Below are 22,108 nucleotides of genomic sequence, written 5' to 3'. Positions count from 1 at the left end.
TTAGCGAACGGGAATTTAAGAATGTCGGTGAGGGGGCTCCCGGCCCGTGAACGGCGTCGGGCGGCGCCGTCGCCGGCCCGGAACCCTTTTGCACGGTGACGGGGGTAGTGAGGCGTAATGAGCGACCTCACTGGGGAATACCGCCTCGACTACTTCGAGGAGGAGGGGTTCCACCGACGCGAGTGTTCCTCCTGCGGGGACCACTTCTGGACCCGCGACCCCGAGCGGAAGCTGTGCGGCGAACCGCCGTGCGAGGACTACTCCTTCATCGACGACCCCGGCTTCGACGAGGCGTACAGCCTCGAGGAGATGCGCGAGGCGTTCCTCTCGTACTTCGAGGACAACGACCACGAGCGGATCGAGCCGTACCCGGTCGCGGCGAACCGCTGGCGGGACGACGTCCTCCTGACGCAGGCATCCATCTACGACTTCCAGCCGCTCGTCACCTCCGGGCGGACGCCGCCGCCGGCGAACCCGCTCTGTATCAGCCAGCCGTGCATCCGGATGCAGGACATCGACAACGTCGGCAAGACGGGCCGGCACACGATGGCGTTCGAGATGATGGCCCACCACGCGTTCAACGCCCGCGAGGAGGTCGGCGACAAGTACGCCTACTCGGGCGAGGTGTACTGGAAGGACGAGACGGTCCGCTACTGCGACGGCTTCTTCGAGTCGATGGGCGCGGACCTCGCGGAGATCACCTACATCGAGGACCCGTGGGTCGGCGGCGGCAACGCCGGCCCCGCCATCGAGGTCATCTACAAGGGCGCGGAACTCGCCACGCTCGTCTTCATGTCGATGGAGCAGGACCCCGACGGCGAGTTCGAGATGAAGGACGGGAACACGTACTCGAAGATGGACACGTACATCGTCGACACCGGCTACGGGCTGGAGCGGTGGACCTGGATGAGCCAGGGCACCCCGACGGTGTACGAGGCCGTCTACCCGGACATGATCTCGTTCCTGAAGGAGAACGCCGGGATCGAACTCACCGAGGCGGAGGAGACGCTCGTCCACCGCGCGTCGAAGCTCTCGGGCCACCTCGACATCGACGAGGCCGAGGACGTCGAGGCCGCCCGCGACAACATCGCCGACAAGCTCGACGTGGGGACCGAGCGGCTCACCGACCTGCTCCGTCCGCTGGAGGACATCTACGCCATCGCGGACCACTGCCGGACGCTCGCGTACATGTTCGGCGACGAGATCGTCCCCTCGAATGTCGGCACGGGCTATCTCGCCCGGATGGTGCTCCGCCGGACGAAGCGGCTCGTCGACACCGTCGGCGTCGACGCCCCGCTCGACGAACTCGTCGACATGCAGGCCGACCGCCTCGGCTACCGGAACCGGGACACCATCCGCGACATCGTCCGTACCGAGGTCGAGAAGTACCGCGAGACGCTCGAGCGCGGCGGCCGGAAGGTCGAGGCGCTCGCCGACGAGCACGCCGGCACGGACGAGTCGATTCCGGTCGAGGAACTCATCGAACTGTACGACTCCCACGGCATCCAGCCCGACATGGTACGGGAGATCGCCGAGGAGCGCGGCGCGACCGTGCGGGTGCCCGACGACTTCTACGGGCTCGTCGCCGCCCGCCACGACGCCGTCGACGCGGCGAGCGAGGGGGCCGGGAGCGACGAGCGCCTCGCGGACCTCCCGGAGACCGAGCGGCTCTACTACGACGATCAGGACCGCACGGAGTTCGAGGCGGTCGTCCTCGACGTGTTCGAGCGCGAGGACGGCTACGACGTCGTGCTCGACCAGACGATGTTCTACCCCGAGGGCGGGGGTCAGCCCGCCGACCGCGGGACGCTCTCGACCGACGACCTCACCGCCGAGGTCGACGACGTCCAGATCAGGGACGGCGTCATCCTCCACCGGACCGACGCGGACCCCGGCAAGGGCGAGTTCGTCCGCGGCCAGGTCGACGGCGAGCGCCGCCGCCGGCTGATGGCCCACCACACGGCGACCCACGTCGTCGGCTACGCCGCCCGCGAGGTGCTGGGCGAGCACGTCCGGCAGGCGGGCGCCCAGAAGGGGCTCGACTCCTCCCGGCTCGACGTCGCCCACTACGACCGCATCTCGCGCGAGGAGGTCGAGGAGATCGAACGCGTCGCCAACGACCTCGTCCGGGAGAACAGCTCGGTCAAGCAGGAGTGGCCCGACCGCCACGACGCCCAGTCCGAGTACGGCTTCGACCTCTACCAGGGCGGCATCCCGCCGGGCGAGCAGATCCGGGTCATCACCGTCGGCGACGACGTGCAGGCCTGCGGCGGCACCCACGTCGCCAGGACCGGCGACATCGGCCTCATCAAGGTGCTCAAGACCGAGCCGGTGCAGGACGGCGTCGAGCGCATCGTCTTCGCCGCCGGCGAGGCAGCGGTCGACGCGACCCACCGGACCGAGGACGCGCTGTACGACGCGGCCGCGGTTCTCGACGTCGACCCGCAGGACGTGCCGGAGACGGCCGAGCGGTTCTTCACCGAGTGGAAGGACCGCGGCAAGACCATCGACCGACTGCAGGAGGAACTGGCGAATCTGCGCATCGAGACGGCCGAACCCGCCGCCGAGATAGACGGTACACCCGCCATCGTCGAGCGGATGGACGCCGACTCGGACGAACTGCGGGCGGCCGCGAACGCGCTCGTCGCGGACGGCCGCATCGCAGTGCTCGGGTCGGGCGCGGGCGGCGCGGCGACGTTCGTCGTCGGCGTCCCGGACGACGTGGGGGTGAACGCCGGCGAGGTCGTCGGCGAACTGGCCGGCCGCGTGGGCGGCGGCGGCGGCGGCCCGCCGGACTTCGCGCAGGGCGGCGGCCCCGACGTCGGCGCGCTCGCCGACGCGCTGGATGCGGCGCCGGAGATCCTTCGGGCCGTGCTGAACGCCTGAGCCGGCAACGGTACGCCGTCGAAGTGAACGCCTGAGCCGACACCGGCCGTCGGTGAAGTGGACGCCCGAGGTGGCCACCGACCCGGCCGACTTTTCAGAGCCCCCTGCCCATCCCCGGACGATGCCCACCGAGTACGACAAACTCGTCCACGACCGCATCCCCGAGATAATCGAGGGGAACGACGAGACGCCGGTCACCCGGCGGGTCGAGGGCGCGGAGTACGACGCCTACCTCGCGGAGAAACTGGTCGAGGAAGCGACCGAGTTCCGCGAGGCCCGCACGGACGACGACGAGGACGCCGACGCCGAACTCGCGGACGTGCTGGAGGTCGTGGAGACGCTGCTCGACTGGCGGGACCGGTCGCACGTGAACCGGATTCGAACCGCCAAGGCGTCGGAGCGCGGTCGGTTCGCGGAGGGAATCGTGCTCGAACGGGTCGAGAACGAGGGGTAGTGTCCCGGCGAGCGCCCGGTCGCCCGCCAGTCGAAATCCATACCTTTCGTCGTCCGCACCTCACGCCAATGGATCCGCGAATCCGGGAGCACGCAGAGATCATCGTCGACCACTCGATCGACCTGGGGGCGGGCGACGACCTCGTCGTCCAGTTGCCGAGCGAGGCAGCCGACCTCGCGGTCGCCGTCCACGAACTCGCGGGCGACCGCGGCGCGAACCCGGTACTCCTGAACAACGACGACCGCGCGACGCGGGCGTTCCTCCGCGCCGGCGACGACGAGTTCGAGACGCCCGAGCACCGGCGGGCGCTGTACGAGGAGGCCGACGCGTTCGTCATCGCACGTTCGGGCGGCAACGTCGCCGAGAAGTCGGACGTCGACCCCGAAACGACCGCGGCGTACAACCGGGCGATGCGTCCCGTCCAGCGGGAGCGACTCTCGAAGCGCTGGTGTCTCACCCAGTACCCGACGCGGGGCCACGCCCAGCTGGCGGGCATGAGCACGGACGCGTACGAGAACTTCGTCTGGGACGCGGTGTCGCTGGACTGGGAGGCCCAGGGCGAGTTCCAGCAACAACTGGTCGACCTGCTGAACGACGCCGACGAGGTCCGGATCCGGTCGGGCGAGGGAACCGACCTCACGATGTCGATCGCCGGCAACACCGCGATCAACGACGTCGGCGAGGAGAACCTGCCCGGCGGCGAGGTGTTCACGGCCCCGGTGAAGGAGTCGGTGACCGGCGAGGTCCACTTCGACATGCCGCTGTACCGGCAGGGCCGCGAGATCGAGGACGTCCGCCTCCGCTTCGAGGACGGGCGGGTCGAGTCGTTCTCGGCCGGGCGCAACGAGGCGGTGCTCGCGGGCGTGTTCGACACCGACGAGGCCGCCCGCTACCTCGGCGAACTCGGCATCGGGATGAACCGCGCCATCGACCGGCTCACCTACAACATGCTGTTCGACGAGAAGATGGGCGATACGGTCCACATGGCGGTCGGCAGCGCGTACCCGGAGACCGTCGGCGAGGGCAACGAGGTGAACGAGTCCGCGGAGCACGTGGACATGATCGTCGACATGAGCGAGGACTCGGTCATCGAACTCGACGGCGAGGTCGTCCAGCGGGACGGAACGTTCACGTTCGAGGAGCGGGACTGAGCGGCGAGAGAAGTCACTCGACTGACTGGACGGCCGGATCTGACGCTCGTCTTCGGATCGCGTCATCCCGACAGGGACGGGGTAGCGGGCCGCTACTGTGATTCTTCGACCAAATAGATTACTCTCCGACGCCGTGTCATGGGGTTTATGACCGTGGAATCGAGTGACACACCCGTGCCGAAAGTTAACTGCCCCGACTGCGGCCGTCAGATCGGGATGCACGAACTCGAGGCGAAGACGACGGCCCAGTCGGGCGGCTTCTCGACGCGCTACCGCTGTCCGTTCTGTCGGACGGACATGGACGACGTGACCGAGTATCTGGTGTGACCCCCGGGATCGAGGCGCTGAGAACGACGGGACGGCCGGCCGAGGTGGTTCTGTGAGCGACCGTGGGAACGGCGAGACGAGCGACGGCTCGACCGCGCTTACTCCACGTCGAGGTCGAACTGGCCGTTCTCGACGACGGTGTTCAACACGACGGAGGTGTTCGTCTCGCGGATGTCCGCGTCCGCGAGCAGGCCCTTGATGCCCTCGTTCATCTCGTCGGTGTCGGTGAACTTGCCGATGGCGATGACGTCGTAATCGCCCGTCACCTCGTACACCGACACCATCTGCTTCTGGTCCTCGAGCCGGTCCACGATCTCCGGGAGCGCCTCGCCCTCGACCTTCAACTGGACGATGGCGGTGACGTCGTAGCCGAGCTTGTCGTAGTTCACGCGGGGCGTGTACCCCTCGATGACGCCCTCCTCCTCCAGGTCGCGGAGGTGGTTCGAGACGGTCGTCACCGAGACGTCCAGGTCCTCGCCCAGGCTCCGGAGGCTGGCGCGACCGTTTCCGAGCAGTGCGTTGACGAGTTTCGCGTCGAGGTTTTCGTACGTCATCACGTTCCACCACGGGTCTGGGGGTTTAGAATTTTACGAATGTCCACCCATTGGCTCAGGAGGGGATGGTTGCACCGACCGACAAGGATTTTATACTGGGTGTTCACAGTCCTACCGTCTGAGTACATGACGGACGAAAACGCGGTTACTGACGGCGGGCTCAGTGCGGACGAACAGCGGGTCCTCGACGAGATCGAGGAGAAGGGCGTCGACTTCCTCCGGCTCCAGTTCACCGACATCCTGGGGACGGTGAAGAACGTCTCCATCCCGGCCTCCCAGGCCGAAAAGGCGTTCAGCGAGGGGATCTACTTCGACGGCTCCTCCATCGACGGGTTCGTCAGGATCCAGGAGTCGGACATGCGGCTCAAACCCGACCCGGCGACGTTCGCCGTGCTCCCGTGGCGCACCCGCGAGAACGACGGCGGCGGCGCCGCACGGCTCATCTGTGACGTCATCAACACCTCGACGGGCGAGCCGTTCGAGGGCGATCCCCGGCGCGTCCTGAAGGACGTCCTCGACCGGGCCGCGGAGATGGGTTTCGAGGTCAACGCCGCGCCGGAGCCGGAATTCTTCCTCTTCGAGGAGGACGAGGACGGCCGCGCGACCACGACGACCAACGACGCCGGCGGCTACTTCGACCTCGCGCCGAAGGACCTCGCGAGCGACGTGCGCCGTGACATCATCTACGGCCTGGAGTCGATGGGCTTCGAGATCGAGGCGTCCCACCACGAGGTCGCCGAGGGCCAGCACGAGATCAACTTCGAGTACGACGACGCGCTCTCGACGGCCGACAACGTCGGCACGTTCCGGACGGTCGTCCGGGCAATCGCCGCCCAGCACGACCTGCACGCGACGTTCATGCCGAAACCCATCCCGCGCATCAACGGCTCGGGCATGCACACGCACATCTCGCTTTTCACCGAGGACGGCGAGAACGCGTTCCACGACGGTGACGACGAGTTCGACCTGAGCGAGACGGCAAAGCAGTTCACCGCGGGCATCCTCGAACACGCGCCCGCGATCGCGGCCGTCACGAACCCGACGGTGAACAGCTACAAGCGGCTCGTGCCGGGCTATGAAGCGCCCGTCTACGTGGCGTGGTCCGACCGGAACCGCTCGGCGCTCATCCGCAAGCCGGCCGCGCGCGTCCCGGCGGCCTCGCGCATCGAGGCGCGCTTCCCGGACCCGTCGTGCAACCCGTACCTCGCGTTCGCCGCGCTCATCAGCGCCGGGCTCGACGGCATCGAGCGGGAGCTCGACTGCGACGACCCGATCCGCGAGAACATCTACGAGTTCGACGAGGCCAAGCGCGAGGAGTACGGCATCGAGACGCTGCCCTCGAACCTCGGCGAGGCGATCGACGCGCTCGGGGAGGACGAGGTCGTCCAGGACGCGCTGGGCGAGCACGTCAGCGAGAAGTTCGTCGAGGCGAAGACGGCCGAGTACGACGAGTACCGCGTCGAGGTCTCCGAGTGGGAGCTCGACCAGTACCTCGAGACGTTCTGAGCCGCTCCCGGACCTCCGATTTTTGCGCGTCGCTCGACGGTGAGACGCGTCGCCGTCGATTCCGCGCCGGGACCGCGTTCGGATGGCCGTCGTCAGCGAACCAGCCCGGCAGTCGTCAGCGACCCGGTCAGCCGTCGCCCGCCGGCTCCGCGAGCTCGGGCCGACCCAGGCGGCCGACGACCGTCGGCCAGGCGACGACCAGCGCGACCGCCAGGAACGAGAGCGGCAGCACCGCGAGCAGCTGATACCGGGTCGTGTCGGGGACGACGCCGAACACGTACGGCAGGCCGACGACCGTGATGCCGTACGCCCCGAGGAACGGCGTCCCGATGAGCACCCCGCCGAGCGCGGCCGCCGCGGGGCCGACGGGCGCCGTCTCCGTCCCACGGAGCCGCCAGACGGCGTAGCCGCCGAGCGCGCCGCCGGCGGCGATGGCCGCGTCCAGCGTCTCGGTTCCGTGCCCGCCCGCGAACGCGACCGCCATCGCACAGACGCCGGCGACGGCGGCCGCGAAGAACGCGCGGTCCGGCCGGGGCTGGAACCCCGACCTGGCGACGCGGTCGAGGACCGCGAGCGCGACGAGTCCGACCGCGATCCCGACGAGGACGTCGACGAGGTAGTGGACGCCGAGCACGAGTCGCGTGAGCGAGACGGTCACGACGACGCCCCCCGCGGCGAGCCAGCGGGTCCGGCGGTCCCACACGTCGAGGAACGCCGCGAGCCCGCCGTACACCATCGTCGCGCCGATGGCGTGGCCCGACGGGAAGCCGAAGCTCTCGCCGGTCGCCGCGTTCTCGTAGGCCGGGCCGAGGAGGTCGGGGAGCCACAGCGGCGCCGTCGCCACCGCGGCACCGGGCGGTCGCGGGAACAGGAAGAGCGTCTTCAGCGCGGTCGTCACGGCGAGGGCCGCCAGCCCCAGCGCGACGAGCGTCGCGCCGACCCGCCGCGGGTTCACCGCGAGCCGGTCGCTACCGAGCCAGTAGAGCAGCGTCAGGCCGAGATAGAGGAACCACGCGTCGCCGAGCTGTGTGAGCAGCGCGGCGAGTGCCACGACCGGCTCGGGCAGCGCCGCGAGCGCCCCGGCGAGTCCGACCCCGCGCATGGGTCACCGCCTCGCCCGGACGGCGTCGAGCGCCTTGCCCGGGACGTCGAGGAGGTTCAGCCCCACTCCGACGATGAGGAACAGGGTGTACAGTCCGAGCGTCGAGAGGAACAGGATGAGCATCGCGGCGATGGCGACGAGCCCCTCCAGCCACCTGAACGCGCCGAGCGTCAGAACGACGCCGTACAGCAGCACGAGGTACGGGCCCCAGCCGCGTGCGTGCCCCCGGCGCATCCGGCCGCGGACGTACCGCTTCAGCTCCGACTCGAGGGCCGGCTTCTCGACGGTCCGGCCGTCGATGTCGTCGAGGTCGGCCCGCAGCGCCGCGACCCGGCGGTCCAGCTCGGCGATGTCGGGTGCGGGCTCGTCGGTATCGTCCCCGCTCATACGTGACCGGCGTCGTCCGGGGTCCCCTTTACCGTGCCGGTCCGTCGGGTCGTGGGGGGCGGTCGACCCGTCGTGCCCGGCCGGGGCGCCGAGGCCGCTCCCGTCGCCGACGAGCTCGCCACGCCCCCGATCCTCGTCGTGGTCGACGCCGGAACGGCCCTCCGACGCGAGCGTCACGTTCAGGACGACGCCGACGAGGAGGACCATCCCGCCGAGGTAGAGCCACGTTACGAGCAGCAGCACCGCGCCGATCGCGCCGTACACCTGCGGGCCGCTCCCGGCGCTCCCCTGGTACCCGACGTACACCTGGAACAGCGCCTGGAGCAGCGTCCAGCCCACCCCGGCGAACACTGCGCCGGGGAGCACCTCGCGGACGCTCACGTCCACGTTCGGGAAGAAGTAGTACATCGGGAGGAACGCGGCCGTCAGGACGGCCGGGAGGACGAAGAAGCTCAAGATGCCGAGCCCGAATCCCAGGTCGACGACGGCGAGGACGCCCCCGAGCGCGAGCATGAGGAGGAAGCTCGCGCCGATGCTCACCGCGACGACGAGCGAGTCCCGGAGCCGCCCGACGAACGAACTGGAGTCGCTCGCGCCGTAGATCTCCTCGAACGCGGTGTCGATGCCCCGGAACACCTTCAGGGAGCCCCAGACGGCGAGCAGGACGCTGAAGACGGTGGTGCCGCCCCGTCCCGCCCCGCTGGCCAGCGCCTCGATGACGAACTGCTGGCCGGCCTCGGTGAGGACGCCGGCGCTGCCGTCGACGACGGCCGCGACGAGCTGCTGCTGGCCGACCGCGGTCGCCAGCACGAACACGAGGACGACCGTCGGGAGCAACGAGACGAACGCGTAGTAGGCGACGCCCGCCGCGAGGAAGGTGACGTCCCGATCGCTCGTCGTCCGGGCCACCCGGCCGAGGACGGCGACTGTCCGCGAAGCTCTGGCCCGGAGCTGCGTTGACACGGTCCGTGGTTCGCCTGACAGCGACAAGAGTGCTATGGCGATTCCGCACCCGAGTCCGGCGCCCCCCGTGTAACACACGGTCGCCGATACGCCGCGAATCGTCCGGTAGCGCCGCGACCGACTGGCCGGTTTTGATGATCCGGGTGAATGCGGGGGTTTTGTGCATCCGGTCTCCACGTGCAAACGAGAGATTTCACGCCGTGTGTCCACTCTCGATGGGAAGCAGGACGCCAGTAGTGCGGTGAGTCGTGTGCGTGGTCGGCCGTGTCCACGGGAACACCACAGGGTCCAACGCTCCGTGATCCACCAATGCCGGACCAGAACGAAACCGACGACGAGCCCTCAACCGCACCGTACCGCTACTTGCACGAGTTCGACCCGGAGACCGAATCCGCGAGGACGGAACTGCTCCGGGCGGTCGCCGCCGTCGACGACACCGTCCCCACCGAGTTGCCGCTCCTCGCGGACGCCGTCGACCCGGACGCGCTCGAGACCCTCTTCACCGCGGATGAAACCGGGAGGTCTCGCCTCACCGAGGGGCACCTCGCGTTCGAGTACGCGGGCTATCACGTCCGGATCACGACGGACGGAACCCTCGCCATCGAGGCGGAACGGTACGTGTTCGTGGACTGACGCGGCCGTGAGCGTCGTCCAGGGCTCGGCCCCGGTCGGCGGCCGAGACGTGACGGTCGCCGAGTTCGATGATCCTCCCCGACCGGTCCTCGGGGTCGTCGTCGGGCGCGCCTGCCGGTCCGTATCGTGTCCGCGGAAGGCGAGGGTTACCCCAGGTCGGCGGTCGCCTCCCGCATCTCCGCGATCGTCGCGTCGCTCTTCAGCGCGGTGCCGGCGTAGTGGGCGCGGCTGGCGTCGAAGCCGGCGCTTCGCAGGGTTTCCACGAACTCGTCCATCCCCGAGGCCGGCCGGTTCCACAGTTCACAGAGCCGGTGCTGGTCGTAGTGGGTCGGCGTGTCGAGTTCGTCGGAAACCGTCTCGAGCAGCTTCCTGGCGCGTTTTGCGGTGCCCATATCGTCGGTGACGTGTTCGCGGACGGAGTCGGCGAACTCGGGGTCGGCGACCCGGCCGAGCCAGAGTGGACCCGCGATGACGAGGCGGTTCGACCCGCAGTGAGGGCAGGCCTCGGGCGGGTCCGCGTGGAGGCCGTACTCGTGCTCGCGTTCGAGACAGTCCTGGCAGTGGTGGACGTGTCCGAGGTCGTCGAGCCGGTCGTTCGCCGCGGAGGCCGACGCGTCGAGTTCGAGGTACGTCCGGGCGTAGTGGCGCGAGACGTGCGAGCAGACGGGCGTGGCCGCCTTGTCCCGACTGGCGGCGCGACGGACGAGCGCCGAGAGCAGGACTCGGAGGCCCATCTCCGGGTGGTAGTCCGTGTTCCGGGGGACCGTCGAGTAGCGACGGACGCCGGCGTCGAAGTGCGCGCCACACAGGGGCGCCGTGTCCGTCGCGGTGACACACAGCAGGTTCCGGGTGCCGGCGACCGCGGCGTCGGCGAACGGTATCGGCGAGCCGTACGGGTCGACGTCGACCACGTCGAAGAAGTCGGCGTGGAGCAGCGCGTTCGCGTCGCGCTCGACCGCCTCGCAGCCGTCGTAGTCGGCGAGGTTCCGGGCCGCGAGTTCGACGGACTCGGGTTCGACGTCGGCGCAGGTGACCGCCCAGCCTTCGGCGGCGGCGCGGGTGCCCCGGACGCCCGAGGCGGCCATCGCGTCGAGGTACGTCTCGGCCCGCCCCTCGCGGTCGGCGTACGCGCGGAGCGTGGCGACGGTGACGTCCCGGTTTAGCTCCATCTCGGGGTTGTAGAACACGTCGTCGGTGCGCCCCTCGCTGGCCCCGTCGCGGGCGTCCTCGATCTCGACCGTGACGCCCCCTTCCTCGATCTCCATGCTGTCGGCACTGGGGCGCTAGCGGGGATAAGCGACCCGACTGCGACGGACGGCCGCCGCGGGCGTCCCTCCGAAGGCGCGAAACCCGCGGATTCGAGCCTCCGAAGTGGTTTTCCCCCGGGGGCACCAAGCGCCGGACGTGCCCGAGGGGAACGCCGACGCCGGCATCGACGCCGAGGCGGATCCGGTCGCTTCCGAGGCGGATTCGGCCGCTTCCGACGCGGATCCGGCGGACGTCGACCCGGCAGACGAGGCGTCCGCCGACGCGGACAGCGACGGCCCCTCGGCCGAGGAAGTCGCCGCCCTCGCGGAGGAGGACTGGCGGGCGGCCCTCGCCGCGACGGGGGAACTCCGCCCGGTCATCGTGAAGGCGATCATCGAGACCCACGACGGTCGCGGCCGGCGCGCCATCGAGGCCGTCTCCGAGCAACGGGTGAAACAGTACCGCGATTTCACGGTCGTCGTCGGCCACCGCGCCGAGCACATCGTGGAGGAGGGCGACTGCGACTGCCCGGACGCGACGTACAACCTCGACGCCGAGCGTCCGGACGAGCGCTGCTGGCACGCCATCGCGGTCGACCTGGCCGAACGGGTCGACCGCGTGGACCACCACGACATGTGGTACTCGGACGTCCACGACTTCCTCTGATCGCGTTCCCCGACCGGCTATTCCCGCACGTTCTCGACTAGCCATTCCCGCAATTTTTGTAACGGCGCCGCGACGCGCACCCATGACCGTCGACGTCACCGCCATCCGGGCCGCCCGGGAGCGGTTCGCCACCGACATCGTCCGCGAGACGCCGATCGAACGCTCCCGCTCGCTCTCGGAACTGAGCGGCGCGGACGTGCGCCTCAAGATGGAGCACCTCCAGCGCACCGGCTCGTTCAAGACCCGCGGCGCGTCGAACAAGCTCTCCCGGGTCGCGGAGGCGGGCGAGGCCGAGCGCGTCGTCGCCGCCAGCGCGGGCAACCACGCCCAGGGCGTCGCGCTCGCGGCCGCCCACGAGGGAATCCCCTCGACCATCGTGATGCCGAAGACGGCCCCGCAGATGAAGGTGAACGCCACCCGCGGGTACGGCGCGGAGGTCGTCCTCCACGGCGCGGGCTTCCAGGACGCGCTCGCCCACGCCGAGGAACTGGCCGACGAGCCGGGGAGCCTGTTCGTCCACGCCTACGACGACCCCGACATCGTCGCCGGCCAGGGGACGCTCGGGCTCGAGATCGCCGAACAGGTACCCGACGTTGACGCCGTCGTCGTGCCCATCGGGGGTGGCGGGCTCATCTCGGGTATCGCGACCGCGCTCGCCGCCGTCGCGCCCGACGTCCGCGTCGTCGGCGTGCAGGCCGAGGAGGCCGCGACGGTCCCGGAGAGCCTCGACAAGGGCGAGCCGGTCGGCGTCGACGAGACCCGGACCATCGCCGACGGCATCGCCACCGGCGGCATCTCGGAGCTGACCTACGGACTCATCGAGGAACACGTCGACGAGGTGGTGACCGTCAGCGACGACGAGATCTCCCACGCCATCCTCACGCTGCTCCAGCGGGCGAAACAGCTCGTCGAGGGCGCGGGCGCGACCTCCGTCGCGGGGATGCTCTCGCCCGACCTCGACGTGACCGACGAGACGGTCGTCCCGGTGCTGTGTGGCGGTAACATCGACATGTCGATGCTCCAGACGGTGCTCACCCACGCGATGACCGACCGGGACCAGCTCCTCCGGCTCCGGGTCCGCATCGACGACGAGCCCGGCGAGATGGCGCGCCTGTCCGACCGCATCGCCGCGGAGGGCGCGAACATCCGGCACGTCCGACACGACCGCGCGGTCGAGGACCTCCGCGTCGGCGAGGCGTACCTCGTGTTCCGGGTCGTCACCAGCGGCCGCGAGCACGCGAGCGGGATCATCTCGGCGGTCCGCGACCAGGGGTACGAGGTCGAACGCGTCAACTGAGTACACGAGGACTACTCCCGTGGTAAATCCCCACACTCCACTCGAAACGAAGGGGTCTTCGAGGTGTCCGAATTCGAGAGTGTTCGGCTCGCAGTCAGGTGGTTGTCGGCGAGTGCAACCAGCAGTTCGGTAGGGGCTCGATTAGCGGGGTACTAACCGGCTCGGCCGCCGCTCACTCCGCGCCGCTCGCCCTGTGCTCGGAGATGATCTCGTCCACCATGTCGGCGGTCTGCTCCCGCTCGCGCTCCTCGGCCCGGTCCGCCCAGTCCGCGACGAGCGCCTCCACGTCGCTCTCGCGGGCGACCGCGAGTTCGTCCACCTCCTGAACCTGCACGTCGGCGGCCGGCCCGACCGGCACCTCGTGCTCGAACAGCACCGCGTCGGCGGCGTCCGAGAGCCCGCCGCTGCGGAGCACCGCCCGCGGCTCGACGTCGGCGAGCCGTTCGGCGGTCGCCCGGCCCGCGCCGGACGCGTCCCGGAGGTACACCACGTCGCCGGCGGCGAGGCCGAACTGTTCTTCCGCGTGGTCGAGCGCGGCCTTGGTGAACTGCTCGACCACCTTCACGGGCACGAGGTCGCGGCCCTCGGCCACGTCCGCGAAGTCGTCGTGGTCCAGCTTCCAGAGCGCCTTCAGCCGGTCGAGCTTGTCCGACAGCTCCTCGGCGCGCGCCTCGGCGTCGTCCTTCTCCCGCTCCAGCCGGTCGTTCTCGCGCCGGAGGCGCGTCACCTCGCGGTCGCGCCGCGCCTCGCGGCGCGACTCGCGTCTGGCCTCGGTGAGTTCGTCCTCGAGTTCCGCGATGCGGTCGTCCTTCTCCGCCCGATCCGCTTTCAAGTCCTCGGCGTGCTCCTGCAGGCGCTCGACCCGGGCTTCCAGGTCGCGGATCCGCTCCTCCTGCTCGGTGAGTTCCCGCGGCTCGTGGTCGGACTCCTCGGCCCCCTCGTCCTCGGGGTCGTCGCTCAGCTCCGCCAGCGCCGCCTCGACGGACTCCTCGCCGGCGACGACCCTGGCGATCACCTCCCCGCGCTCGATCCCAGCCGGGGTCTTGTGCGTGATCCGTTCGAACTGATCCTCGTGGTCGTCGAAGGCGAACAGCGCCGCCGCCAGGGCGTCCCGCTCGTGGTCGTTGTCGTAGGCGACGTCCTCGGTCCGGTGGAGCTTGTCGTCCACCGGCAGATCGCGCTCGGGCGCCCAGCCGGCGGCGTCGAACGACCGGCGGAACTTCTCGACCGTTTCGGGCATCGGGGTCACGTCCGCGGCGACGACGACGGGTCGGCCCCGCTCGACGAGCCACTCGATGACCTCGGCCGTGTCGGCGGTCCTGGTCGAGACGACGTCGAGGGCGTTCCCGTCGAGGTCGAGGACGGCCGCCGCCGTGGTCGTCCCCGGGTCGATGCCGACGACGACGTGGTCGCGGCGCTTGGCGAGCGGCTCGAACTCAACGCCGTCGCGCCGCTCCCGCTCGATCTCGACCCGGGTGTCGCCCGAGCGGTTCCGCGAGACGGGGATGTCCGCCGGCGGCGCTTCGACGGTGAAGACCGCGTTGCCGTAGCCGCCGTACTGCTCTTTCACGTCCATCTCGAACTCCAGGCTCGCCCCCTCCAGCGCGTCCTCGACCTCGCGGGCGCGCCGCTTCACGTTCCCGTGGATGCGCCGGGTGTAGCGGTCCTCGCTCCACCCGCCCTTGCCGGTCGAGCGGCCGCGCGAGACCTTGACGGTCGTCGTGTCGGCGAACGCGCGCACCGCGTAGCCGACGTTCGCGGCCGCGAGCCTGGCGGCCGCCTCGGCCTCCTTCATCGGGTCCTTCCCGTACGGGACGCCGTGGCGGGCCGCGACCCGCGAGAGGGGCTCGGGCCGTTCGTCGCCGGTCACCTGCACGAGCGACGTCTCGGCGGGGAGCGCGCGGAGGAAGTGGACGAGAGCGTCCTTGTCCTCGGCCAGTTCGTACATGTTGTCGGTGGCGACGAGCGCCGGCCCCTCGGCGTCGATGCGCCGTCTGAGCTTGCGGTGGCTCACCACGTCGCGTTCCAGCGTCTCGCCGTCGAAGGCCACCAGGGCGTAGGAGGGCGCGTCGCCCCGGATGTCACCGCTCTGCACGTCGACCCCGTAGACGAGGGAGTCGAGCACGCTCGTCCGGGCGTTCACGCCCCCTCGTTGGCGGTTCGGGGCTAAAAATGCCCCGCCGGAACCGACCCACGGCGTCGATGGATCGGGAGTCGGGTCGCCGCTCCAGCCACCCTGCGTGTGTGGCGTCCGTGAGGGGCCAGACCGGATGCGCCCCCGAATCAGGCGACGCCCGTGACCGTCGGGGCCTCGCTCCGCCCCTCGGCGGCGCGCCGGACGGCGCCCTCGAGCGCGCCGAACGTCCCGTTCGTCCCCTTCTCCACGTAGCCGTCGGCGGCCGCGAGCAGCACCTCGGGCAGGTCCTCGACGGGCGCGCCCGTGACGACGACCAGCGGGGGCCCGCGGCGCGCCAGCCAGACTGCCCGGACGGCGCCGGCCGCGACCCCCGGATCGACCGCGACGCAGTCGGCTCGCCACGCCGAGTCCGGGACCGAGCGGATCCGCGGGGTCGACTCGACGAGGATTCCGTCCCGTCCCAGCAGTTCGACCGCGGCGGCGCGGAACCCCGCGTTCGCGTCGGCCAGGAACAGGCGGAGGTCGGCGTCGGTCATCGTCCGTGGGTCCGTCCATCGCGGCTTAACGGCCGCTATGTGGCGGGTATGGTCGCCGTGTGGGAAACGTAGTCACTCCTCGCCGCCCCGAAGACGACTCGCCGGTCGTCGTCGCCGGACCGACTCACCGGTCGTCCGGGAACGGGACCTCGACCTCGTCGCCGTCGTCCGGGACGAACACCGAGACGGCGTCGCCGTTTCCGCCTCCGACGCCCGTCCGCGCGTCGACCCCCGTCGCCTCGAACGCCTCCCTCGCTTCCGACTCCAGGAGCCCCGCGCGGGCGGCGTACCGGGAGGAGATGTGGGTGAGCGCGAGCCGCTTCGCGCCGGCCCGGCGGGCGATCTCGGCCGCCTCGGTCGCGGTCGAGTGGGCCGTCTTCCGGGCGCGCTCTGCGTCGTCGTCCGCGAACGTCGCGTCGTGGATCAGCAGGTCCGCGCCGTCGGCGGCCTCGACGGTCGCGTCCACGGGTCGCGTGTCGCCGGTGTAGACCACGGTCCGGCCCGGCCGGGGCGGCCCGACGACCGCCTCGGGCCGAATCACGGTGCCGTCGTCCAGTTCGACCGCCTCGCCGCCGTGGAGCCGGCCGTACGCCGGGCCGGGCGGAATCCCGAGTTCGTCCTCGGCCTTCTCGCGGTCGAAGCGGCCCTTCCGGTCTGCCTCGGCGAGCGCGAACCCCATCGAGGTCGTCCGGTGGTCCGTCTCGAACGTCCGGACCTGGTACTCCTCGCGGGCGAGCGCGACGTTCCCCGGGCGGACCTCGTCGATACGAACCGGGAAGGTGGGCTCGTGCCCGCCCGCGTGGACCAGCCGGCGGATGGTTCGCTTCGATCCGGGCGGGCCGTGGATGGCGAGCGCCTCCTCGCGGTCGTTGAAATCGAGGCTCTGCACGAGGCCGGGGAGCCCGAGGATGTGGTCGCCGTGGAGGTGTGAAACGAACACGTGCGAGAGGCCGAACCCGGTGCCGTACCGCATCATCTGCCGCTGTGTGCCCTCCCCGCAGTCGAACAGCAGTTCGTCGCCCTCGCGGTTGACGTGGACGGCGCTGGGGGCGCGCTCGACCGTCGGCACCGCGCCGCTCGTCCCGAGGAACGTCACCCGCAGGGTCATTGGCGGCACTCGGGCGGCCCGCGGTGAAACGCTGTCGGAAGCGGCCCGTCGGTTCGGATCGGTGAGCGGGCGGCGTCCCGCGAATCCGGGCCGGGCCGGTCAGGAGGCGTTCCCGGCGTCAGCATCGTCCGACGACTCGCCGCCGTCGGACGCGGACGCGCTCCGGCCCGCACCGGCGCTCCCGGACAGCGCCCCGGAGGTGGCGTAGTTGACGCCGACGTACTCGCCGTCGCGCAACAGGACGAGCGTGTACTCCTCGGTCGGGAGGGTGAGGTTCGCGACGTACCTGGCCTCGGGGCGGCCCTCGCCGCAGTCATCCCCGGCGTCCTCCCCGTCGGCGGTGACCGTCCGCACGTCGAGCAGGAACGTCCCGGGGGCGATGCGGTCGAACCGGGGCTCCAGTCCCGACGCGGTGTCGGGGACCGTGACGTTCTCGCGGAGCGTGAGGTCGGCCCCGGAGCCGTTCGGGGCGCTCGCGGTGCGGTCGATCTTCCCCCGTTCGGTCGGGTCGACGCAGGCGACGCTGACCGTCTCGAACCCCTGGAGCGTCGCGTCCTGCTGGCCGGCGAACGGGTCGTCCGTGGCGACGACGGCCGTGAGGCCGCCGGCGGTGACGCCGCCGACGAACGCGAGGAGGGCGAGGACGACGGTGGTGCTGCGGGAGACCATGTCCGCCCGATTCCGGCCGACCCCAATCAGTGTTGTCGTCGGCTGGAGCGAGTCGGCGAAAACGGGGTCGCCCCCGGACGCCGTCGCCGCGCGTGAGGCTAGAGGATCGAGTACGAGGCCGCGACCGTCAGCGCCAGCGCGGCGACCAGCCCGCCGACCATGATGTAGGTCACCGAACGTGGTTCCGAGCGCAGGTGCTGGTAGTAGGCCGCGACGACGACCGCCTTCGCGGCCGAGACGACCATGATGATCGCGAACGCCGTCCAGTAGGTGAACCCCTCGAACTGCTCGATGAGCACCTGTCCGGTCGCCAGCACGAACAGGACCACGTATATCGCCGTGTAGAGTTTTGTTGATGTCATTGGTCTCACCTAGAGGATGTAGAACAGCGGGAAGAGGAACAGCCAGACGATGTCGACGAAGTGCCAGTAGAGCCCGAAGTACTCCACCGGCCGCTCGTCGTCGAGGTACGCCCCCTTCACCGCGCGGACCAGCATGTACAGCGTGATGAGCAGCCCGACGGCGACGTGCGCGCCGTGGAGCCCGGTCGTGAGATAGAACGTCGAGGAGGCGACGTTCGTCGAGAGGGTCCAGCCGTGCGGGAACGCCTCGGTGCTCACGTGGAACAGGTGGAGCCACTCCTGGGCCTTGTTGATGAGGAACCCGACCCCGAGCAGGAACGTCGCGCCGAGGCCGCCGACGACGCCCCACCGCTTGTTCTTCTCGGCGGCGACCAGCGCGAGCACGACGGTGAAGCTGCTGGTGAGCAGCAGGTACGTGTTGATCAGCCCCGGGAGCGGGACGTGGGCCTCCGGGATGAGGTGGTGCCAGTTGCGCCACCCCTCCGCGACCCGGATGAACACGTACGAGCCGATGAACGCGCCGAACAGCACGACGTCCGAGCCGAGGAAGATCCACATCCCCAGCTTCGTGTTCTCGATGTTCTCGAACGGCCAGCTCGACCCGAACGGGCCGGTGAGCCCCTCGAACGGCTCGCGGGTCAGCCCGACGAGCCCGTAGCCGAGCACGACGGTCCCGACCGCGAGGAGGCCGACGTACATCGCGCCGGCCATCCCGCCGACGAAGCTCCCCTCCTGGAAGCCCGACAGGCCCAGCAGGGCGAAGAAACCGCCGAGGCCGATCACGAACGGCCAGACGCTCGCGTGGTCCGCGCCGTGGTCCTCCTCGGCGTGCTCGCCCGCGTCGTGTGCGACCGGCATCGTCGCGTCGGCGACGCCCCCGTCGGCCACGCCGCCGTCCGCGACGCTCGGGGTCCCCGAGTCGCCGCCCGGCCGGAGTTCGTCGACGAACGAGAGCGACCCGCTCGCGTAGCTCGGGCGCCCGGGGAAGTTCTCCAGGGGCGGCGGCGAGGAGACGACCCACTCGGCCGTCGTCGCGTACTCCCAGGGGTTGTCCGGCGCGGGGTCGCCGGCCCAGAGGCTCTTCGTGAGGTTCCAGAACATGATGATGAACGACCCGCCGAGCAGGAACGCGCCGATCGTCGCGCTCTGGTGGTAGCCGATGAGCGCCATCGGGTACTCGAACACCCGGCGCGGCGTCTCCCAGGCCATGAACATCGGGAAGTACAGCAGGTTGAACCCGATGAAGTACACCGCGAAGTGGACCTTCCCGAGGAACTCGTCGTACATCCGCCCCGACATCTTCGGGTACCAGTAGTAGAGCGCGCCGACCAGCGCGGTGACGCCCCCGACCATCACGTAGTGGAAGTGCGCGACGACCCAGTAGGTGCCCCGGAACTCGTAGTCGAGCACGACCGCGCCCAGGAACACGCCGGTGATGCCGCCGATGATGAACACCAGCAGGCCGCCGAAGGCGAACAGGAACGGCGTCTTGAACCGGATGCGCCCCTTGATCGTCGTGTAGATGAGCGCGAACACCATCAGGTCGAACGGCAGCGAGATGCCGATGGTGGTCGCCATGAACAGCGTCTTGATCTGCAGGTTGATCGCCGTCAGGAACATGTGGTGCATCCAGACGACGAAACTCTGGAGCGCGACGAGCAGCATCGACGCGATGAACCACTTGCGCCCGACGATGCGGCGCCCGGTGAACGTCTGGAAGATCTCGGCCATGGCCCCCAGCGCGGGGAAGAAGACGATGTACACCTCCGGATGGCCGAAGAACCAGAACAGGTGGGCCCACAGCAGCGACCCGCCCGCGCTCGTCGCCGCGAAGTAGGTCGTCCCGAGCAGGCGGTCCGAGGTGAGGATCATCATCGCCGCCAGCAGCGCGGCGAACGCGAACAGCATCATCCACACCGTGAGCAGGATCGAGGCGCTGAACAGCGGCATGTCCCGCATGCGCATCCCCTCCGCGCGCATGCGGTGCATCGTGGTGAGGAAGTTCACCGACGACACCGTCACCGAGGCGACGAACATGATCATCGCGAGCACCGTCGTCGTCGCCCCCGGCTCCGGGGTGTACATCGGGAGGTTGAGCGGCGCGTACATCGTCCAGCCGCCGGTGAACGTCCCGCCCTGGAAGAACGAGACGAAGAACAGCCCGCCCGAGAACAGGTAGAGCCAGTAGGAGAGCGCGTTCAGCCGCGGGAACGCGAGGTCCTTGGCCCCGAGCTGGAGCGGCACGACGTAGTTGGCGAAGCCGAACGCGAACGGCGAGAGGAACCAGAACACCATCAGCAGGCCGTGTGCCGAGACGGCCTGGTTGTAGGCGGCCGCCGAGAGGATCTGGTCGCCCGGGATCCAGAGCTGTGCCCGCATCAGCATCGCCAGCACGCCCCCGAACACGAGGAAGAACAGCGCCGTCACCGTGTAGAGGATGCCGACGTCCTTGTGGTTCGTCGTGACGAACCAGCGCGTGAGCGTGTTCGTGCCCGGGAGGCCGTGGTGGTCCTCGAGCTCGCCGGCTGCCCCGTGGCCGCCGTCGGTCGCGGTCGTCTCGTCGGTCGTAGTCGCCTCGTCGGCCCGGTCGTCGACCTCGTCGCGCTCGGTCATAGCGCACCCACCACGTTCGCGGAGCTACCGGAGCCGGTGGCGTTGCCGGCGGTGCCGTTCGCGCCGCCGGCGGTCCCGTTCTCGGCGGTCGTGTTGGCGTACCACGCCTCGTACTCGTCCTGTGGCATAACCTTCACCTGGGCGGTCATGTACGAGTGGCCGACGCCACAGAGCTCGTAACACTGCGCGATGTACGTCCCCCGCTCGTCGGCGATGAACCACGTGTTCGTGGTCTGTCCGGGGATGGCGTCGGCTTTCACCCGGAGTTCGCGTATGCCGATGTTGTGGAACACGTCACGGGAGGTGACCGAAAGCTGGACGGACCTGTCCACCGGCACCCGGAGGGTCGTGTCGGTGTAGCCGTTCGGGTACTCGAACTGCCAGCCGAACTGGTACCCCTCGACCTGGACACGGAGCGAGTCCTCGTCGACCGGCGAGTCGGTCTCGACGAACGCCAGCGCGCCGTACGTCCAGGCGATGAGCGAGATCACGATGACGGCGCTCAGCGTGAACGAGACGAACAGCTTGCCGCCCCCGCCGCCGCCCGTCGGCAGCTCGCCGAGCGTGGGGAGTTCGTCCTCGCCGTTCTTCCGCTCGACGCCATCGGCGCCCGCCCGATACTTGTAGGCGTTGTAGAGCATGTACCCCACGACGACCACGCCGACGAGCGTCCCGAGCAGGAGGAACACGTCGAAGATCTCCCGGAACACTTCCACGCGCGTCCCTCGCGGGACGATACCGTTCTGGAGCGGCGCGAGCGTGACTGCCGCCCCGATGTGGTTGAATGTCATGCCATCCGTTAACTCTGCACGTTGGTCCCAACTTCCCCCCGGTTCACTTATTCATTGCGGCGAGAGCCACCGGGCCCTCCCCCGAAAGCCGGCTCCGGCGGCCGAGATCGACGGAACGCTTTTCACCACGAACGATGGTATCATATGACATGGACGAGGAGCGATCACGGGTCGACACCCCGACCGTCGACGCCGCCCAGGAGGAGGCTGAACCGGACTTCGACCACCTGTTCGGCGTCATCACCGACGGGTTCGTCGGCGCGGTCGGCGGCGCGGTCGGCACCGCCATCATCACCGTCGGCCTGCTCGTCGCGCGGACGTTCGGCGCGTTCGACCTGGCGGCGTTCGGGACGCTGGCCGAGATGACCGGGACCATCGTGTTCTTCCCGCAGTACCCCGTCGCCGTCGGCTTCCTCGTGTTCCTCGCCGGCGGGATGGTGATCTGGCCGCTGCTGTTCGCCTCGATCGGCTCGTACCTGCCGGGCGACCGCTTCGCCCTCCGGGGCATCACGTTCGGGGCCGTCATCTGGACCGGGTTCGCCATGGCGTTCTACGACCCGTCGTACTGGCTGGCCGGCTACCTCCTGTTCACGTTCGTCGGCCACCTCGGCTACGGCTTCGGCCTCGGCGCGGTGTTCGACTACCTCTCGACGCGGCCGGACACGCTCGTCTGAGCCGGCCGAAGGGGTTCGGGGCCTGGTGGTCCAGGCTTCCGGCC

The 22,108-nt window shown here is 69.8% G+C and carries 20 protein-coding genes; 9 read left to right on the top strand and 11 right to left on the bottom strand.

The window, feature by feature from the left end; genetic code table 11:
• Positions 1-117: 117 nt before the first annotated feature.
• The 4 genes from alaS (at position 118) to RJT50_RS00430 (ending at position 4,818) form a co-directional block, all read left to right on the top strand.
• Positions 118-2,886, top strand: coding sequence for an alanine--tRNA ligase (alaS, locus tag RJT50_RS00445; RefSeq protein ID WP_313693048.1), 2,769 nt, complete (start codon positions 118-120; stop codon positions 2,884-2,886).
• A gap of 121 nt (positions 2,887-3,007) precedes the next feature.
• Positions 3,008-3,340 (top strand): nucleoside triphosphate pyrophosphohydrolase, encoded by a 333-nt coding sequence (locus tag RJT50_RS00440; RefSeq protein ID WP_313693046.1) that lies wholly within the window; start codon positions 3,008-3,010, stop codon positions 3,338-3,340.
• Between the two features lie 68 nt (positions 3,341-3,408).
• On the top strand, positions 3,409-4,491 hold the full coding sequence (locus RJT50_RS00435; RefSeq protein ID WP_313693044.1) for an aminopeptidase: 1,083 nt from the start codon (positions 3,409-3,411) through the stop codon (positions 4,489-4,491).
• Between the two features lie 174 nt (positions 4,492-4,665).
• Positions 4,666-4,818, top strand: coding sequence for a hypothetical protein (locus RJT50_RS00430; protein WP_313693042.1), 153 nt, complete (start codon positions 4,666-4,668; stop codon positions 4,816-4,818).
• 98 nt (positions 4,819-4,916) lie between these two features.
• Here RJT50_RS00430 and lrp read toward each other — a convergent pair whose 3' ends face one another.
• Positions 4,917-5,372 carry an HTH-type transcriptional regulator Lrp gene (gene lrp / locus RJT50_RS00425; RefSeq protein ID WP_313693039.1) on the bottom strand — a complete coding sequence of 152 codons (456 nt, stop codon included), beginning with the start codon at positions 5,370-5,372 and terminating at the stop codon, positions 4,917-4,919.
• 126 nt (positions 5,373-5,498) lie between these two features.
• On the opposite strand from lrp, the gene glnA reads away from it, so the two are divergent.
• Positions 5,499-6,878 (top strand): type I glutamate--ammonia ligase, encoded by a 1,380-nt coding sequence (gene glnA / locus RJT50_RS00420; protein ID WP_313693036.1) that lies wholly within the window; start codon positions 5,499-5,501, stop codon positions 6,876-6,878.
• Positions 6,879-7,005: 127 nt separating this feature from the next.
• On the opposite strand, the gene RJT50_RS00415 is transcribed toward glnA, so the two are convergent.
• On the bottom strand, positions 7,006-7,980 hold the full coding sequence (locus tag RJT50_RS00415) for a phosphatase PAP2 family protein (protein ID WP_313693034.1): 975 nt from the start codon (positions 7,978-7,980) through the stop codon (positions 7,006-7,008).
• Positions 7,981-7,983: 3 nt separating this feature from the next.
• Positions 7,984-9,330, bottom strand: a complete 1,347-nt coding sequence (locus RJT50_RS00410; RefSeq protein WP_313693032.1) for a YihY/virulence factor BrkB family protein — start codon at positions 9,328-9,330, stop codon at positions 7,984-7,986.
• A 309-nt stretch (positions 9,331-9,639) separates the two neighbouring features.
• On the opposite strand from RJT50_RS00410, the gene ddfA reads away from it, so the two are divergent.
• Positions 9,640-9,963, top strand: a complete 324-nt coding sequence (gene ddfA, locus RJT50_RS00405) for a DdfA family disk-determining factor (protein WP_313693030.1) — start codon at positions 9,640-9,642, stop codon at positions 9,961-9,963.
• Positions 9,964-10,109: 146 nt separating this feature from the next.
• Here the strand turns inward: ddfA and RJT50_RS00400 are convergent, their stop codons facing one another.
• On the bottom strand, positions 10,110-11,228 hold the full coding sequence (locus tag RJT50_RS00400) for a tRNA (guanine(26)-N(2))-dimethyltransferase (RefSeq protein WP_313693028.1): 1,119 nt from the start codon (positions 11,226-11,228) through the stop codon (positions 10,110-10,112).
• Between the two features lie 361 nt (positions 11,229-11,589).
• Here RJT50_RS00400 and RJT50_RS00395 point away from each other — a divergent pair, with 361 nt between their 5' ends.
• Both RJT50_RS00395 and ilvA read left to right on the top strand, forming a co-directional pair.
• Positions 11,590-11,877, top strand: a complete 288-nt coding sequence (locus tag RJT50_RS00395; protein ID WP_313696063.1) for a hypothetical protein — start codon at positions 11,590-11,592, stop codon at positions 11,875-11,877.
• An 82-nt stretch (positions 11,878-11,959) separates the two neighbouring features.
• Positions 11,960-13,174, top strand: coding sequence for a threonine ammonia-lyase (gene ilvA / locus RJT50_RS00390; protein WP_313693027.1), 1,215 nt, complete (start codon positions 11,960-11,962; stop codon positions 13,172-13,174).
• Between the two features lie 172 nt (positions 13,175-13,346).
• Here the strand turns inward: ilvA and RJT50_RS00385 are convergent, their stop codons facing one another.
• The 7 genes from RJT50_RS00385 to coxB form a co-directional block, all read right to left on the bottom strand.
• A complete protein-coding gene (locus RJT50_RS00385) occupies positions 13,347-15,317 on the bottom strand; it encodes a DUF460 domain-containing protein (protein ID WP_313693025.1) in 1,971 nt (656 codons plus the stop codon).
• Positions 15,318-15,457: 140 nt separating this feature from the next.
• A complete protein-coding gene (locus RJT50_RS00380) occupies positions 15,458-15,847 on the bottom strand; it encodes a hypothetical protein (protein ID WP_313693023.1) in 390 nt (129 codons plus the stop codon).
• Between the two features lie 124 nt (positions 15,848-15,971).
• Positions 15,972-16,955 carry a ribonuclease Z gene (rnz, locus tag RJT50_RS00375; protein ID WP_313693021.1) on the bottom strand — a complete coding sequence of 328 codons (984 nt, stop codon included), beginning with the start codon at positions 16,953-16,955 and terminating at the stop codon, positions 15,972-15,974.
• 99 nt (positions 16,956-17,054) lie between these two features.
• Positions 17,055-17,624, bottom strand: coding sequence for a hypothetical protein (locus RJT50_RS00370; RefSeq protein ID WP_313693020.1), 570 nt, complete (start codon positions 17,622-17,624; stop codon positions 17,055-17,057).
• A 98-nt stretch (positions 17,625-17,722) separates the two neighbouring features.
• Positions 17,723-17,986 carry a cytochrome C oxidase subunit IV family protein gene (locus RJT50_RS00365; protein ID WP_313693019.1) on the bottom strand — a complete coding sequence of 88 codons (264 nt, stop codon included), beginning with the start codon at positions 17,984-17,986 and terminating at the stop codon, positions 17,723-17,725.
• 9 nt (positions 17,987-17,995) lie between these two features.
• The gene (locus RJT50_RS00360; protein ID WP_313693018.1) at positions 17,996-20,599 is read right to left on the bottom strand and encodes a cbb3-type cytochrome c oxidase subunit I; all 2,604 of its coding nucleotides are present in this window, start codon (positions 20,597-20,599) and stop codon (positions 17,996-17,998) included.
• Entirely contained in the window at positions 20,596-21,390 is a 795-nt protein-coding gene (coxB, locus tag RJT50_RS00355; RefSeq protein ID WP_313693017.1) for a cytochrome c oxidase subunit II, read from the bottom strand. Before coxB ends, RJT50_RS00360 begins: the two co-directional genes overlap by 4 nt.
• 149 nt (positions 21,391-21,539) lie before the next feature.
• Between coxB and RJT50_RS00350 the strand changes: the two genes are divergently transcribed.
• Positions 21,540-22,064, top strand: coding sequence for a DUF6789 family protein (locus RJT50_RS00350; RefSeq protein WP_313693015.1), 525 nt, complete (start codon positions 21,540-21,542; stop codon positions 22,062-22,064).
• The last annotated feature ends 44 nt before the right edge of the window (positions 22,065-22,108 follow it).

This window comes from Halobaculum sp. XH14 (assembly GCF_032116555.1).
Classification (GTDB): Archaea; Halobacteriota; Halobacteria; order Halobacteriales; family Haloferacaceae; genus Halorarum; species Halorarum halobium.
This window is presented reverse-complemented; position numbering and strand designations above follow the sequence as displayed.

Bases quoted from the DNA above. Each gene is read 5' to 3' on its own strand.
- alaS (WP_313693048.1), top strand. From the start codon at position 118: ATGAGCGACCTCACTGGGGAATACCGCCTCGACTACTTCGAGGAGGAG.
- RJT50_RS00440 (WP_313693046.1), top strand. From the start codon at position 3,008: ATGCCCACCGAGTACGACAAACTCGTCCACGACCGCATCCCCGAGATA.
- RJT50_RS00435 (WP_313693044.1), top strand. From the start codon at position 3,409: ATGGATCCGCGAATCCGGGAGCACGCAGAGATCATCGTCGACCACTCG.
- lrp (WP_313693039.1), bottom strand. From the start codon at position 5,372: ATGACGTACGAAAACCTCGACGCGAAACTCGTCAACGCACTGCTCGGA.
- glnA (WP_313693036.1), top strand. From the start codon at position 5,499: ATGACGGACGAAAACGCGGTTACTGACGGCGGGCTCAGTGCGGACGAA.
- RJT50_RS00415 (WP_313693034.1), bottom strand. From the start codon at position 7,980: ATGCGCGGGGTCGGACTCGCCGGGGCGCTCGCGGCGCTGCCCGAGCCG.
- ddfA (WP_313693030.1), top strand. From the start codon at position 9,640: ATGCCGGACCAGAACGAAACCGACGACGAGCCCTCAACCGCACCGTAC.
- RJT50_RS00400 (WP_313693028.1), bottom strand. From the start codon at position 11,228: ATGGAGATCGAGGAAGGGGGCGTCACGGTCGAGATCGAGGACGCCCGC.
- ilvA (WP_313693027.1), top strand. From the start codon at position 11,960: ATGACCGTCGACGTCACCGCCATCCGGGCCGCCCGGGAGCGGTTCGCC.
- RJT50_RS00380 (WP_313693023.1), bottom strand. From the start codon at position 15,847: ATGACCGACGCCGACCTCCGCCTGTTCCTGGCCGACGCGAACGCGGGG.
- rnz (WP_313693021.1), bottom strand. From the start codon at position 16,955: ATGACCCTGCGGGTGACGTTCCTCGGGACGAGCGGCGCGGTGCCGACG.
- RJT50_RS00370 (WP_313693020.1), bottom strand. From the start codon at position 17,624: ATGGTCTCCCGCAGCACCACCGTCGTCCTCGCCCTCCTCGCGTTCGTC.
- RJT50_RS00365 (WP_313693019.1), bottom strand. From the start codon at position 17,986: ATGACATCAACAAAACTCTACACGGCGATATACGTGGTCCTGTTCGTG.
- RJT50_RS00360 (WP_313693018.1), bottom strand. From the start codon at position 20,599: ATGACCGAGCGCGACGAGGTCGACGACCGGGCCGACGAGGCGACTACG.
- coxB (WP_313693017.1), bottom strand. From the start codon at position 21,390: ATGACATTCAACCACATCGGGGCGGCAGTCACGCTCGCGCCGCTCCAG.
- RJT50_RS00350 (WP_313693015.1), top strand. From the start codon at position 21,540: ATGGACGAGGAGCGATCACGGGTCGACACCCCGACCGTCGACGCCGCC.